15 protein-coding genes and 1 riboswitch are annotated in these 13814 nt (G+C 40.4%); of the genes, 10 read left to right on the top strand and 5 right to left on the bottom strand.

Annotated features, from left to right (window positions below; all coding sequences use genetic code 11):
- Positions 1–4 precede the first annotated feature (4 nt).
- The 4 genes from ESV85_RS02905 to ESV85_RS02890 all read left to right on the top strand — a co-directional run bounded on the left by ESV85_RS02905 (position 5) and on the right by ESV85_RS02890 (position 3181).
- Positions 5–1123 carry an amidohydrolase family protein gene (locus ESV85_RS02905; protein WP_146914733.1) on the top strand — a complete coding sequence of 373 codons (1119 nt, stop codon included), beginning with the start codon at positions 5–7 and terminating at the stop codon, positions 1121–1123.
- Between the two features lie 234 nt (positions 1124–1357).
- A complete protein-coding gene (locus tag ESV85_RS02900; RefSeq protein WP_146914732.1) occupies positions 1358–2425 on the top strand; it encodes a Fic family protein in 1068 nt (355 codons plus the stop codon).
- Between the two features lie 5 nt (positions 2426–2430).
- Positions 2431–2688 (top strand): hypothetical protein, encoded by a 258-nt coding sequence (locus ESV85_RS02895; RefSeq protein WP_146914731.1) that lies wholly within the window; start codon positions 2431–2433, stop codon positions 2686–2688.
- Between the two features lie 10 nt (positions 2689–2698).
- Positions 2699–3181: a hypothetical protein gene (locus tag ESV85_RS02890; protein ID WP_146914730.1), complete on the top strand. Its 483-nt coding sequence runs from the start codon at positions 2699–2701 to the stop codon at positions 3179–3181.
- A 44-nt stretch (positions 3182–3225) separates the two neighbouring features.
- On the opposite strand, the gene ESV85_RS02885 is transcribed toward ESV85_RS02890, so the two are convergent.
- The 3 genes from ESV85_RS02885 to ESV85_RS02875 all read right to left on the bottom strand — a co-directional run bounded on the left by ESV85_RS02885 (position 3226) and on the right by ESV85_RS02875 (position 6310).
- Positions 3226–3501 carry a Txe/YoeB family addiction module toxin gene (locus tag ESV85_RS02885; protein WP_146914729.1) on the bottom strand — a complete coding sequence of 92 codons (276 nt, stop codon included), beginning with the start codon at positions 3499–3501 and terminating at the stop codon, positions 3226–3228.
- On the bottom strand, positions 3456–3749 hold the full coding sequence (locus ESV85_RS02880) for a hypothetical protein (RefSeq protein WP_146914728.1): 294 nt from the start codon (positions 3747–3749) through the stop codon (positions 3456–3458). Before ESV85_RS02880 ends, ESV85_RS02885 begins: the two co-directional genes overlap by 46 nt.
- A gap of 173 nt (positions 3750–3922) precedes the next feature.
- Positions 3923–6310 (bottom strand): TonB-dependent receptor, encoded by a 2388-nt coding sequence (locus ESV85_RS02875; RefSeq protein ID WP_146914727.1) that lies wholly within the window; start codon positions 6308–6310, stop codon positions 3923–3925.
- Between the two features lie 136 nt (positions 6311–6446).
- Positions 6447–6543, bottom strand: a riboswitch (TPP riboswitch).
- Between the two features lie 159 nt (positions 6544–6702).
- On the opposite strand from ESV85_RS02875, the gene ESV85_RS02870 reads away from it, so the two are divergent.
- The 5 genes from ESV85_RS02870 to ESV85_RS02850 all read left to right on the top strand — a co-directional run bounded on the left by ESV85_RS02870 (position 6703) and on the right by ESV85_RS02850 (position 11216).
- On the top strand, positions 6703–7548 hold the full coding sequence (locus ESV85_RS02870) for a fumarylacetoacetate hydrolase family protein (RefSeq protein ID WP_146914726.1): 846 nt from the start codon (positions 6703–6705) through the stop codon (positions 7546–7548).
- A 35-nt stretch (positions 7549–7583) separates the two neighbouring features.
- Entirely contained in the window at positions 7584–7940 is a 357-nt protein-coding gene (locus ESV85_RS02865; protein ID WP_146914725.1) for a TfoX/Sxy family protein, read from the top strand.
- 82 nt (positions 7941–8022) lie between these two features.
- On the top strand, positions 8023–8433 hold the full coding sequence (locus tag ESV85_RS02860) for a hypothetical protein (RefSeq protein ID WP_146914724.1): 411 nt from the start codon (positions 8023–8025) through the stop codon (positions 8431–8433).
- Between the two features lie 45 nt (positions 8434–8478).
- Positions 8479–8916 (top strand): secondary thiamine-phosphate synthase enzyme YjbQ, encoded by a 438-nt coding sequence (locus ESV85_RS02855; RefSeq protein ID WP_146914723.1) that lies wholly within the window; start codon positions 8479–8481, stop codon positions 8914–8916.
- Between the two features lie 92 nt (positions 8917–9008).
- On the top strand, positions 9009–11216 hold the full coding sequence (locus tag ESV85_RS02850) for a carbohydrate binding family 9 domain-containing protein (RefSeq protein WP_146914722.1): 2208 nt from the start codon (positions 9009–9011) through the stop codon (positions 11214–11216).
- A gap of 89 nt (positions 11217–11305) precedes the next feature.
- Here ESV85_RS02850 and ESV85_RS02845 read toward each other — a convergent pair whose 3' ends face one another.
- Positions 11306–11668 carry a DUF1304 domain-containing protein gene (locus tag ESV85_RS02845; protein ID WP_146914721.1) on the bottom strand — a complete coding sequence of 121 codons (363 nt, stop codon included), beginning with the start codon at positions 11666–11668 and terminating at the stop codon, positions 11306–11308.
- A gap of 108 nt (positions 11669–11776) precedes the next feature.
- Between ESV85_RS02845 and ESV85_RS02840 the strand changes: the two genes are divergently transcribed.
- Positions 11777–13153 (top strand): methyltransferase RsmF C-terminal domain-like protein, encoded by a 1377-nt coding sequence (locus ESV85_RS02840; protein ID WP_146914720.1) that lies wholly within the window; start codon positions 11777–11779, stop codon positions 13151–13153.
- Positions 13154–13363: 210 nt separating this feature from the next.
- Here the strand turns inward: ESV85_RS02840 and ESV85_RS02835 are convergent, their stop codons facing one another.
- Positions 13364–13708: a n-acetylglutamate synthase gene (locus ESV85_RS02835; protein WP_146915157.1), complete on the bottom strand. Its 345-nt coding sequence runs from the start codon at positions 13706–13708 to the stop codon at positions 13364–13366.
- Positions 13709–13814: the final 106 nt, after the last annotated feature.

Genomic DNA, 13814 nt, shown 5'->3' with positions numbered 1-13814 from the left:
GCATATGAATCACTCTACCAAATTATTTATTGCTTTTACATTTTTCATAGTCGGAAATATTGCTTTGGCTCAGGAAATGAGTTTTGAGGAATATAATCCACCCTCGACATTGAAAGTACCCGAACACCCGGTACAGCGGGCGAAGTTTCCTTTCGTGGATATTCATAGCCATCAAGGGGGTGTCAATAAGCAAAGGATAGATGAGTTGATTTCTGAAATGGACGAGATCAACATGGGTGTGTTGGTGAATCTTAGCGGCAGAGGATTTGGGCGTGGCGATAGCAATTCCCAGCAGCAATACATCAAGGATATGCTGAAAGAATTTAATACGCATGCTCCAGGGAGGTTTATGGTTTTTACCAATCTGAATTTTGCAGGTTTTGGTGATGAAAATTGGACTAGAATAGCCGTAAAAGAACTCGAAGAAGATGTAGCTGCTGGAGCCAGTGGTTTGAAGATTTATAAAAGCTTGGGCTTTTCGGTTCAGGATAATAAGGGAAATCGGGTGCCTGTAAATCATCCTGATTTGGATGCTGTCTGGGCGAAAGCGGGTGAATTGGGAATTCCAGTGATTATTCACTCGGCAGACCCTGCCCAGTTTTGGCAGCCGATGGATGCAAATAATGAGCGCTGGTTGGAGCTAAAAACTCATCCAAACCGTCAACGAGGAGCGGACGACCCAGCGCCTTTTGAGCAGATAATGGCTGAGCAGCACGATGTATTTGCGAAGCATCCGAAGACGACTTTTATCAATGCTCACATGGGCTGGATGGCGAATGACCTAGATGCGGCAAGTGCGCACTTGGAGAAGTATCCAAATGTGAATTTCGGAATCGGTGCAGTGATCGCAGAGTTTGGTCGTCAGCCGAGACGTGCTAAGGAATTCTTCGAAAAGTATCAGGATCGTGTACTGTTTGGTAAGGATGCTTACAACAAAGAGGAGTATTATACCTACTTCCGCGTACTAGAAACAGAAGATGAGTATTTCCCTTACTACAAAAAGTACCATGCTTACTGGTCAATGTATGGCTTGGGTCTTTCTGACGAGGTCTTGAAAAAACTGTACTACAAAAATGCCCTTCGAATTGTGCCTGGAATGGATAAAAGTGTTTTTCCAGATTGATCATTGTTGTAGGGGCGAAAAATCTTTCGCCCTTTTATGAATGGAATATTTTGGGCGAATATTTATTCGCCCCTATATTTTTTCTAACCCTATGTAAAGCCGCTTTACATATCCCCTCCTATATGTAAAGAAAATTGAGAAATTTTTACATATGCTAATTGCTATGTAAAGAAATCATAGCTTTTCTTTACATATAAGATTACCTTTGTATAGAAAATGAGATAATCTTTACATATGATCTGGAATCTTACTCCTTTGCCTTATGACCTAGAATTGGAAACAAGGACAATTCTCAAGCAGCTTCCTACTGCACATGCGGCATTGGCGGAGCTGAAAGGATTGGTCTATTCTATTCCTAATCATGAGATTTTGCTGAATACATTGGCTATCCAAGAAGCTAAGGATAGCTCAGCCGTGGAGAATATAATCACTACGCACGATGAGCTTTTCAAGTCAGATCTGGAGTTTGAGTCCATGTCTCCGGCGATCAAAGAAGTGCAAAATTATGTGGCGGCGATGAAGCGTGGATTTGTGTTGGTAGAGACTCAAGGGCTATTGACAAATCAGATAATTCTTCAGATTCAAGAGACTTTGGAAGGGAATAATGCAGGCTTTCGCAAACTGCCAGGCACAGCACTTAAAAATGCACAGACCGGTGAAACCGTCTACCTACCTCCGCAAGATGCCGATGAGATTCTAAGACTGATGTCCAATCTGGAGCAGTTTATCAATCGTCCGGAGCTGAGTGATCTAGATCCGCTGGTGAAGATGGCTATTATTCATTTTCAGTTTGAAAGCATTCACCCATTCTATGATGGAAATGGGCGTACGGGAAGGATTTTGAACATTTTGTACTTGATTTTGGGAGGCCTGCAAAAGCTTCCAATCCTATACCTGAGTAATCATATCATTCGAAATAAAGCTGATTATTACCGCTTGCTTCAAGGCGTACGTGAAAATGGAGATTGGGAAAGTTGGTTAACCTATATGATCAGAGGGGTAGAAAATACAGCTCGGGAGACCATAGATTTGATAGAAAAGTTGAAAGTTTTGATGGCTGAAATGAAAACTCAGCTTCGAGATAATTATAAGTTTTACTCTCAGGAACTGTTGAATAATCTGTTCAAGCATCCATATACTAAGATTGAGTTTATAGTGCGCGACTTGGGTGTGTCTCGGATCACTGCTGCCAACTATCTCAACAAACTAGCGGAAGATGGTGTGCTGAGAAAGGAGAAACTAGGCACGGGAAATTACTACGTGAACGAAAAGTTATTTGCGCTGCTCACTTCAAAATCATAGAGAAAATGAATGCAAAGCATCAACAAAAGAAACCAAGAATCAAGGCAACGCTGAAGTATCTCGTTGTCTTGGTTCTGGTATTGTTGGTGACGATTTTTCAGGATTATCTGCATTCCAGAACAAATGAGTATCCCTTTTACGCTTCGGAATCCTTCCTGTTCAATACATTTTGGATACTGATTCTACCTGTCGCGTTTCTGTTGAATTTGTTTTTTCAGATGATATCTATCAATGAAAAAAGGAAGAATGTCAAATCGAGCTGATCGTAATCTTATGAAACATTTCAACTATAAAAAGCGAACGCTTTGGAATGGCTCTCACCTGACAGGCATTGTGTTGCTTTCAATGGGGTTGATCATCTGCGTCAGCTCGTTTTTTATTGGGAAGGAGACCGACTCTTTCAAATTATATATGATTGTAGGAACCATTCTTTCGCTCGGGTTTTTAAGCTTGTCTACTTATTCGGGAACTCTCATTGATTTTGACAGGAGCAGATTCAAAGAATACCAGAGCATCCTTTGGTTCAGGATAGGAGAATGGCAAAAGCTTCCGAAGATCGAACATGCTGAATTAATCCTTCACAGTTATCGAAGTACAAATACTCCAAATGGGATTAGCCCTACCCTTTCGCGAGAAGTCACAATTTATAAATGCGTTTTGCTTGCCAACGGAACCAAGTTTTTAGCGCTTGATTTCACTCGGGAAAAAGATGCAGTTGCGGCTTTGGAGGAAATAAAAAAGGGTTTGGGGATTTGAAAAATAGAAATTGAACTAAAGGAAATTTCTTAGCCCACATTAAATTATTCTGTATAGTGACCAAAAGCTGATATTAGGGTCACAGTTATTGTTTGTCCGTTAACTGAATAGATTAGTCGGTGTTCCAAGTTTAGTCTTCTAGACCATAGACCAGAATAATTGTTTTTTAATAGTTCTGGTTTTCCTGTTCCAGTATATGGGTGTTCTTCCAGCTCTTCTAACAAACCTTCCAATTTTTCTAATAGCTTTCTGTTGCCAGACTTTTTTATTTTATCTATGTCTTTGAGAGCTTTTTGGGTAAAGTAAATTTCAAAGGCCATGAGTGGAGTAACTTTTTCCTCTCCATTCGATCCAATTTTACTACCCTCCCTTCTTTCACATCAATTATTCCAGCTTCAATTTCAGCAAGATTTTTTGGGTTATCGAAATAAGGATCATTACTTGGAGAGGGACTCGAATCGCATGTAGCTATATCCTTTTCTAAGAAGTCAACTTTGAATGCCTTCGCAAGATTTTTAAAGGCTTCAAATATTTCCTCATTATCTGTTTGGATCTCAATTGTTTTCATAGTTCCAATATACGGATTATCGGTTGGAGAGATTCATTTGGAACCAAGTTCTTGGCTCTTGATTTTATTAAGGAAAAAGATTCAGTTGAGACTTTGGAGGAAATTAAAGGAGGGTTTGGAGAATTGAAAAAATAAGGGCGAAAGATTTTTCGCCCCTACTTGATTATAAATCCTTAAAACTTCAAGCTCAAACCCAACATAAAGTTGGTTCCAGCCATTGGATAATAGTAATTCTCCGTCACCAATTCTTTCTGGCTTTCGCCAGGAACGAAGTAGCTGAACGTATAACCATTTGGCTCATACATCTCATTGAAGATATTGTTTACCAGAAGGTTTAGCTCCAAACTTTTGAAAAAGCGTGGCTGAACGGAGTAGCTGATACGGATATCATTGGTAAAGAAAGCATCCAGTGATCGTGCATCCCTGCTGGTATTGTCCAAGAATTGCTTGCCAACATACTTACTCAGCCAGTTCAGCGAAAGATTCTTTACGGGTCTAAACTCGATCATTGCTGATGCTACAGCATTTGGGGAAAGAGCAATGTCGGTGTCAGTATAAGTGAATGATTCCTGGCTAAAATCAGCAGTGCTGTAATCATCCACGTATTCAGTGAATTCCTTGATTCTATTTTGGCTAAGCGCAAGGTTTGCTCCTAAAATCCATGATTTCGATACCTGATAAGTTGCATCCAACTCTATTCCTGCACGATATGAATCTGCTACGTTTTCACGAATGTAAGCTCCTACATTGTTGATCTGTCCTGTTGGGATCAGTTGATCTTTGTAGTCCATGAGGTAGAAGTTTGCATTGTAAGTGAAACTCCCGCTTCTGGCACGTAGACCTGCCTCGATATTGTTCAATCGTTCAGGTTTTGGAATTTCCGTGATCTGGTTATCCGTGAAATCAGATCTTTTTGGTTCTCTATTGGCTACAGCATAGCTCGCATACCAAGTCCTGCCTGAATTCTCATAGCTAACACCAAATTTTGGATTGAAGAAGGTATATTTTTCCTGTCCATCTACGATTCGCCCATCGTCATTTAGACCTTCAAATGAATAATCTATCACCCGTAGTTGCAGATCTCCATACAGACTTAATCCGGTGGTAAGTTCTCGAGTAGCTTTCAAATAGACATTTCGGTCATCTTTCACAGCGCTGTTGTTGTAATATTTATCTCGGATTTCAGTGTCTCCAGCTATTCTCGCCCAGACTATTTCACCAAAATGTCTTCCATCGTAGCGATTTGCTCCCCCACCAAGTACCGCATCCCAGCGTCCATCGTCTGAGATATAATTGAAGGAAGCCACTCCACCGTAAAAGTCATTATCTAGCCAAAGTCGTCTGATGATGTCAGTGTTGGTGATGATTGATTCTCCGATAGTAACATTAGGAAGACGGTAGTTGGCAAAGGCATCATCTTCCCGATACTGCTCGTAATATCCACGGCCATAGGTATAGTGCAGTGCAGCATTTGTTTTCCAGTTATTGCCAATTTTACCTGCATAGATCAACTGATAATGATCCTGCTGGTAGTTATCTGTTTCGTTGTCGTAGGTGTAATAATTGAATTTACGATCGTCTTTCAGCTTAGACTCAGAGAGGCCATACCAGCTTTGGTAGGTTTTTTCTTTTCCGGAAAAGACATTCAGTTTCACTACATGATTTTCTCCAAAATAACCTGCTGAGACAAAATAAGAGCTCAGGTCTGAGCTAGCTCTATCCACATATCCATCTGAAGTGATTTTCGAAAGCCTCGCATCTACAGCAAATCGGTTGTTCAAGAGTCCTGACCCAACTTTGATTGTATGTTTGAGTGAATTAAAAGACCCAACGGAGTTATCAATTTGCGCATACGCATCGTCGTTTCTGGTATCAGTCTGGAAGTTCAAACTAGCTCCAAAAGTCGCCGCACCGTTGGTGGAGGTTCCCACCCCGCGCTGAATCTGAAGATTATCCACAGAAGAGGCGAAATCAGGCATATTTACCCAATAAACGCCATGAGACTCGGCATCATTCATGGGAATACCATTCACAGTCACGTTGATTCTGCTTTGATCCGAACCTCTGATTCGCATCCCAGTATAGCCGATTCCAGCCCCAGCGTCTGAAAAGGTCACTACGGAAGGAGTGAAATTCAGCAACATTGGAATATCCTGACCGAGATTTCTCTTGGCAAGTTCTTCCTTACTGATTTCCTGGAAGGTGGTCGGAGTACTTTGAGAAGCTCGGGTTGCTGAGACGATGAATTCCTCTGTCATAAGTTCAGTAGGATGGAGTTTTATCGTCAGTTCACCAATGTATGGGACTTCCAAAGTTTGCTTTACAGTGCTGTAACCGATGTAAGAAACTCGAAGTTCTACTGTGCCCGATTGTAATTTGTTGATTGTAAAAAGGCCATTTTCGTCTGAGACGCCACCTTTTCCCTGATTTTCTGCCCACACTGAGGCGCCTACTAATGCTTCGCCGGATTTTGAATCCAGCACTTTTCCGCTTAGGCTTTGCTGAGCCCAGCTTGAAATGGCGGCAAGGCAAAAAGCCAAGCCAAGAAATACTTTTTTCATGTGATTATTTACCCTTTCGGGAGATTGAGTGAAACATGAGAAAGCTTTAGGGAAGCTCCCCGTTATTGTTTACCCGTTAGCATGGACAAAATCTAAATCCAGAAGGGTACCGCTTCGGTTGTTTGATTTTGTTTGTTGCTACGCTTGTTCATTTCCCTTCGCCGGCATTATCCGGATCAGGTCTTATGGGTATGATCTCAGCCCGTTTTATTAAGGCACCCCCTATGATCTATGAGCAAAGGTAATGGGGAAAAGTTGCTTCGCAAATCTGCCGATTAGAAAATTAAGTTTGTCAATTCTTCAAAAGTCGGTTCACCAAGCATCTTTCCTACTTTTACTTTTACCTATCTCTCAAATCTTTTTCCTAAATTTCTAATCAAACCCTATAACCTATGAAAATATACAAACTGCCTTCGGGCACACTTTTACAGCAAGAAAATCAAGCTTTTTTCGGTCCTGAATTAGACTGGGATGCTTTGCTGGCGCATGAAAATCTAAAAGATTATCTAAACTCACAGTCCAAGTCTTGGAAAGCGATTTCCGCTGAAGAAGCTGAGGATTTGCTAGCAAAAGGAATTTTATCCCCTATGGGAAATCAGGAAATTTGGGCTGCAGGAGTGACTTACTACCGTAGCCGAACTGCCAGAATGGAAGAGTCCCAAGATGCCGGTGGAGCAGATTTCTACGATAAAGTGTATAATGCTGATCGTCCTGAGCTATTTTTCAAAGCAACAGCTAGCCGTGTTTCAGCTCCAGGATCTGCGGTGAATATCCGTAAGGATTCCACTTGGGATGTTCCAGAGCCAGAATTGACATTAGTGATTTCTCCTTCTGGAAAAATCCAAGGATATACCTGCGGAAATGACATGAGTAGCAGAAGTATTGAGGGAGAAAACCCACTCTATTTGCCACAGGCGAAGGTTTATGCAGGTTGTGCGGCGATTGGTCCTTGTCTTTTCATAACGGATAAAGCCATAGAGGAAACAGCGACGATCAGGTTGGAGATCTTCAGAGCTGGTGTTTTGGCTTTTGCAGGCGAGACTGCTCTAACCCAACTGAAGCGTAAGCCACAAGAATTGGCTGGTTGGCTTTTCCGTGCAGATACCTTCCCGATTGGTTGTTTTTTGATGACAGGAACAGGCATAGTCCCAGATGATTTTACTCTGGAGGCTGGTGATCGAGTGAGAATAGGAATTGATGAGGTTGGAGTGCTTGAGAATTTTATTGAGAAGATTTAGTACCCTCATATTTATACCCCGACCCTCACTAAATCATGGCATATGATGAGTATCTAGCTGAACGATTGGCTTCAAGTTTTAAGCGTAGAGGTGTTGCCTTTACTGCCACAAAAATGATGGGAGGAATGCTTTTCATGGTAGATGATAAAATGTGCATTGGCTTGAACAGAGATAAGACTTCTGGTGAAGATCGAATGATGGTGAGAGTCGGGGAATTCGCCCAAGATCTGTGTATGAAACGGACAGGTTGTCGAACGATGGAATTTACCGGAAGACCTATGAAGGGATTTGTTTATGTTGATCCTGAGGGGTTTGATATGGATGAAGACTGGGAATTTTGGATTGAAAAGGCGTTGGAATACAATCCTTTGGCAAAAAAAAGTAAAAAATAGGGAGTATTATTTTTCTGCCAGAATATTGGCAGAGTAATTGAATTTGAAAGGCTATCCAGAAGTATAGCAACCAATTAATTCAATGAAACACCTTATTCTATTTCTACTCTTAGCTGTTTTTGCATTTTCATGCGATTTTGATGATTACCCTGATCCAGTGTCAGGTAATCAGAAGTGGGTAATTGCTGGCTATCAAGAAGGAGGCGTATCCAATCCGAGCTATATTTCCATTAGAGATTCTGCCTATGTTTATTCTCTTTCATCTGATGGGACTTTTAGGAAATCAATTGGAAAACAATCGATCAGCGGAACCTACGAAGAGCGTTTTGAAGACGGATTGAGGAAGTTTATTTTTCAATACGAAAGTGCAAATGCACAGCTCATTCACAGTTGTAGCAATGATCAGGAGCAATATTTCTTGAATAGCAAGGGACAGCTTACGGGAACTTGGGATGCTTGTGATGGAGCCAAGTTGTATTTTGACAAGCAATAGTTGATGGAGAATTTTGTCCTGATTGGGTGAATCCTATTTTTGTAAATGACTCAATTTTTCCAACACAAACTTCGCTTGCGATCTTTTCCGGCAGGTTATCATTTGATCACTGAAGAAATAGAAGATGCAATACCTGAAATAGCACAGATAAAAACGGGTTTTTTGCAAGTATTCATCCAACATACCTCTGCTGCATTGACTATCAATGAAAATGCTGATCCTACCGTAAGAAAGGACTTCCAAACGTTCATAAATGATTTAATTCCAGAATCTTATCCACGGTTTATCCACACTTATGAAGGCCCCGATGATATGCCTGCACATATTAAAGCCAGTTTTTTTGATACCAGCCTTCAAATCCCCATTTCTGGTGGAAAACTCAATATGGGAATTTGGCAGGGAATTTATCTGTGTGAATTCCGTAGAAACGCAGGGAATAGAAGCTTGATTCTTACAGCTTTTGGGGAATTAAGCAGGGGGTGAAATATAGAATTAGCTTATTTTTTTTGACCATTGGTATAAAATAAGCTGAAATTGGTAGTCGGGCTAATACTTTTGTTGGAAGTCATCTATCTATGCCAAAGTATCTTCTGCTGTTTGCATTTATTGTGTTGTTTTGTAAAATTGGTTTTGCCCAATCTCAACCCGCACCCAATGCATTTGCTTTTAAAGTGAGTGAACCTATTATCCTAGACGGAGTCTTGGATGAGGAAATTTGGGACTCAGAAGGATGGAATGAGAATTTTACCCAATATTTTCCTTCCGACACATCACAAGCAAAGTTGAAAACACGAATAAAAATCGCCTATGATGATGAAAATATATACATCGCTGCAGTAATGTATAATCTGGAGCCGAGGAAATATGTATCTACTTCACTCAGAAGAGACTACCGTGGCGACGCAAATGATGGGGTTACGTTTATGTTTGACACTTTTAATGACAAAACAAATGCCTTTCAGTTTGGTGTAAACCCTTATGGTGTTCAACGTGAAGGGTTAGTTTCTAATGGAGGGTCTAAATCTGAAGATTTAAGTTTGGCTTGGGATAATAAGTGGTTTTCCGAAGCTGTGATCTATGAAGACCGTTGGCAGGTGGAGGCTATCATTCCACTTTCTACGTTACGCTATAAGGATGGCGCTCAAAATTGGAATGTGAATTTCTATAGAATAGATAGCCATGAGGGTGAAAAAAGCACTTGGTCTCCCATACCACGTCAATTTTCTGTTCTTTCGCTCGCGTTCAATCGCAAATTGATTTTTGAGGAACCACTGGAGAAAAATACTGCTAATATTTCCCTTATTCCGTATGTGGCATCGAGGATGTCGCGGAACTTTCTGGAAGGAACAAAGGAAAAACCTACCCCCGCGATTGGTGGAGATGCAAAAATCGGTATTGGTCCAGCGCTAAACCTAGATTTGACATTTAATCCTGATTTCTCACAAGTGGAGGTAGATGAGCAAGTCACTAATTTGGATCGATTTGAAATATTTTTTCCTGAGCGACGCCAGTTCTTTTTAGAAAATGGTGATCTCTTTGCAAACTTCGGACATCCACTGGCCAGACCATTTTTCTCAAGAAGAATAGGCGTAGACCGAGATGAAAATACGGGACAGAATATTCAAAACAAGATCATCTATGGAGCTAGAATCAGTGGAAAAATTACTGATGATTGGCGAGTGGGTATGATGAATATGCAGACAGCCAGTGATGATGAAGCAGGTATTTCTGGTAAGAATTTTTCTGTGCTGGCGGTGCAAAAGAAGGTTTTTGCCCGATCAAATATTGGATTCATTTTCGTGGATAGAGAATCACTGGGATTGGATGAATATCAAAGTGTATTTGACCCGAATGCCTACAATCGTTTAATAGGCCTAGAGTATAATTTGGCTTCGGAAGATAATAGGTGGACGGGAAAAGCTTTTTACCATCGAACCTTCGAGAAAGAAGTTGGAGAAAACCCAGGTACCTTCAATGCATTTGTTCGATATAATGATTTGCACTGGAATGGATCTGTGAGTTATCTGGATATTGGTGAAAGCTATAATCCCCTAGTAGGCTATGCTCCTAGAGTAGATTATAAAAGGATTAATCCAGATTTGGCCTATGTTTTTTTTCCAAAGTCCCGAATCATCAATCGTCATGGGCCAAAGATTGATTATGAACAATTGTTCAATGAAAATCTGGGAACGACGGATCGTGACTTAAAATTCATATACGAAGTGCGCTTCCAAAACCTAGCCCAAATCACGATCACACAGCGGAATCGGTACATATATCTATTTAAGGAATTTGATCCTACAAGAACAGGAGGAGAAACTTTGCCAGCTGGGACGGATTACAATACAAATACAATTGGAGTTGAATTAAAAAGTAACCCGAGAAAGTTTTTCAATATCACCTTAATGAGTGAATTCGGCCAATATTTCACAGGTAATATCCGTAAAATTCAAAGTGAAATGGCTCTAAGACTGGGGTATATTGCTAATATATCTATGAATTTCAGCTACAATCAAATTAGACTACCAGAGCCACAAGCAGATGCAAATTTGCTATTGGTAGGTCCGAGAATTGACCTGACAGTTTCCAAGAAGTTGTTTTGGACTACCTTCATTCAATACAATAATCAGATTGACAACCTGAATATTAATACTCGTCTACAGTGGCGGTATGCTACGGTTTCAGATATGTTTATCGTTTACACAGATAATTACTTCCCAGGGGACTTTATGCCTAAGCAACGATCACTTGTATTTAAGCTGAACTACTGGCTAAATCTATAGAGATATTATCGAAGGAAATACTAAGTAGGCCCTGAGTAATTTGCATGGAATGTTCATCTCCTATTCTACACGATACTTCCGTCAATTTTCTACTTTAAATGGACAAGTATTAATGCGATGAATGCTGGTAACCCTTGTACCCAGAAGATTTTTTTACTTGCAGTTAATGCCCCAAAGACTCCAGCTACCAATACACAGCTGAGAAAAAACACCGCTACATAAAAAGACCATTTTGGATCCTCGATCAGCAAGGACCAAATTAATCCAGCCACCAAAAAACCATTATAAAGTCCTTGATTGGCAGCTAGACCTTTGGTTTTAGGAAATAACTCTGGTGGTAGAGATTTAAAAGTTTTTCTCCCAATTGTTTCCCAAGCGAACATTTCAAAGTATAAAAAATAGAGATGAAGAGCGGCAATAAGTCCGATGATAACCTTTGAAGCGATTTCCATAAATTCTTCAGATTTTCTACAAGCTAGCAATTTCTAAGATTTGGTGAAGTATCCTAGTTTCTTAAAACTGATTACCGAGACTCTGAACTGTTGACTTATATTTGTCCCATGCCAGAAACCAATCTTCCTAAAGACTTCGAGTTCCAGATGCTCGAGCTACTCGGTAAAGCCGAATTTGAGCAATTTAGAGAAGCTATCAATAACCCATCACGTACTTCGATCAGATTAAACTCTGCCAAATCTTTTTCACTTTCTTGGCCAAACACGCCCATTCCATGGTCAAAAACGGGCTTTTTTCTCGAAGAGAGACCTTCGTTTACCCTTGATCCAGCTATTCATGCAGGTGCTTATTATGTGCAGGAAGCCTCATCGATTTTTATAGAGCATATCCTTAATTCACTGGAAATTCCTAAAGGAATCTACCTCGATTTGGCGGCCGCGCCAGGAGGAAAATCAACTTTGCTTTCTGCTTATTTAGGAAATGATGGAATGTTGGTCGCCAATGAAGTAATACAGCCCAGAGCTCAGATTTTGAAGGAAAACATCATCAAGTGGGGTTTGGGAAATGCGGTAGTTACCAATAATGATCCTGAGCACTTTGCCCCTTTGGAAGGGTTTTTTGACTTGGTTCTGGTAGATGCTCCATGTTCAGGAGAAGGAATGTTTCGAAAGGATCCTCAGGCTAGGGAAGAATGGTCCATTGACAATGTGCAGCTTTGCTCTGCCCGGCAAAAACGAATCATGGATCAGGCTGGCGCTTTGGTGAAAGCAGATGGGTATTTGGTCTACAGCACCTGCACGTTCAATGAGCAGGAAAATGAAGATATGATCCGGTTTTTGACGGAAGAATTTTCTTATGAGCCAGTTCGAATTCCGTTGGAAGCTAGTTGGAATATTAAAGAAACTGAGGTAGAATCTGATGGAAAAACTTTTTATGGTTATCGCTTTTTCCCACATTTAGTAGAGGGAGAAGGGTTTTTTATTACAGTTTGGAAGAGATCAGGTGATGCTTACATCCAAGAGCCTAAGCGAATAAAAGATTTTAAGCATCCCTATTTGAAAGAAGTTTTTAATCGGGAATCAAGCGATTTAGATGAAGAGTTAGGGTTCGATGGTACGGGGAAATACTATACGCTGAATGATTCTTTTTTCAGGATTTCAAAAGACTGGAATTTACATTTTCAGAAGATATCTCATCATCTGAGTTTGAAGTATTTCGGGGTAGAAATTGGGAAGAAGCAGAAAAAAGACTGGATTCCCAATCATGAGTGGGCACTGTCAATTTTGCCTAAAAAGAACTTCCCTACACATGAACTTTCAGAAGCCGAAGCCATCGAATTTTTGCGTAAAAATGAGTTCTTGATACCTGATTTACAGAAAGGTTGGGTTTTGATTGTTTATAAAAACCTTTCACTCGGCTGGATTAAAAATCTAGGTAATAGAGTGAACAACTATTACCCGAAGGAGTGGAGGATAAGGATGTAAGGGGAAGTACAAAGTAAAAAGTCTCAAGTACAAAGTAGGTTTTTTTTGAGTCGGTTAGCTAAAATATATGTTAGTCAAATTTAGTGTTTGTTGAGATTTTTTTCAAAGCTTAATATAACGGTAGTGTACAGGCAGGTTATCGCATATGAAGCAATTTAACTTTAGTGGCTAGGTGCATCGGTCACCCGGCATCCCTCATCCAACTTTCAATCAAATCTCTTCAATAACAGACTCGCCTCTAGATCGATCGCCAGAGGTCCATTCCCAGTTTTCATGAAGACGGATTTTACCATTTTCGAGGATTTCTGGTTTGGATTGGCAAATCCCGGTCATGAGTTCACCAGCTGAATTTACCTGATGATAGCGCATACTGATGTTGCCATCTTCATCCACTAAACCGATCAGATGTCCTTTGACGATTTTTCCACCAGCGTATTCGGCAGATAGAATATTGCCTTCTTGGTGATAGATGAAAACCGTCTCAGCAGAAGTCTCTCCATTTTCTGTATTTTGTACTGCGCGGAATTTACGATTGTTATAATTGATCGTGCTCATAGTAATTGGGTCGACTTCTGTTTCACTTTGCTTAGTGTTACCAAGCTTCATTTCACTAAAATTAAGTCCTTTCGTGGAAATTTATGGCTTTCCAATTGATCGTTCC

Source organism: Algoriphagus aquimarinus (genome assembly GCF_007997215.1).
Taxonomy (GTDB): domain Bacteria; phylum Bacteroidota; class Bacteroidia; order Cytophagales; family Cyclobacteriaceae; genus Algoriphagus; species Algoriphagus aquimarinus_A.
The sequence above is the reverse complement of the archived record's forward strand: the minus strand, read 5'-3'. Positions and strand labels throughout refer to the sequence as shown.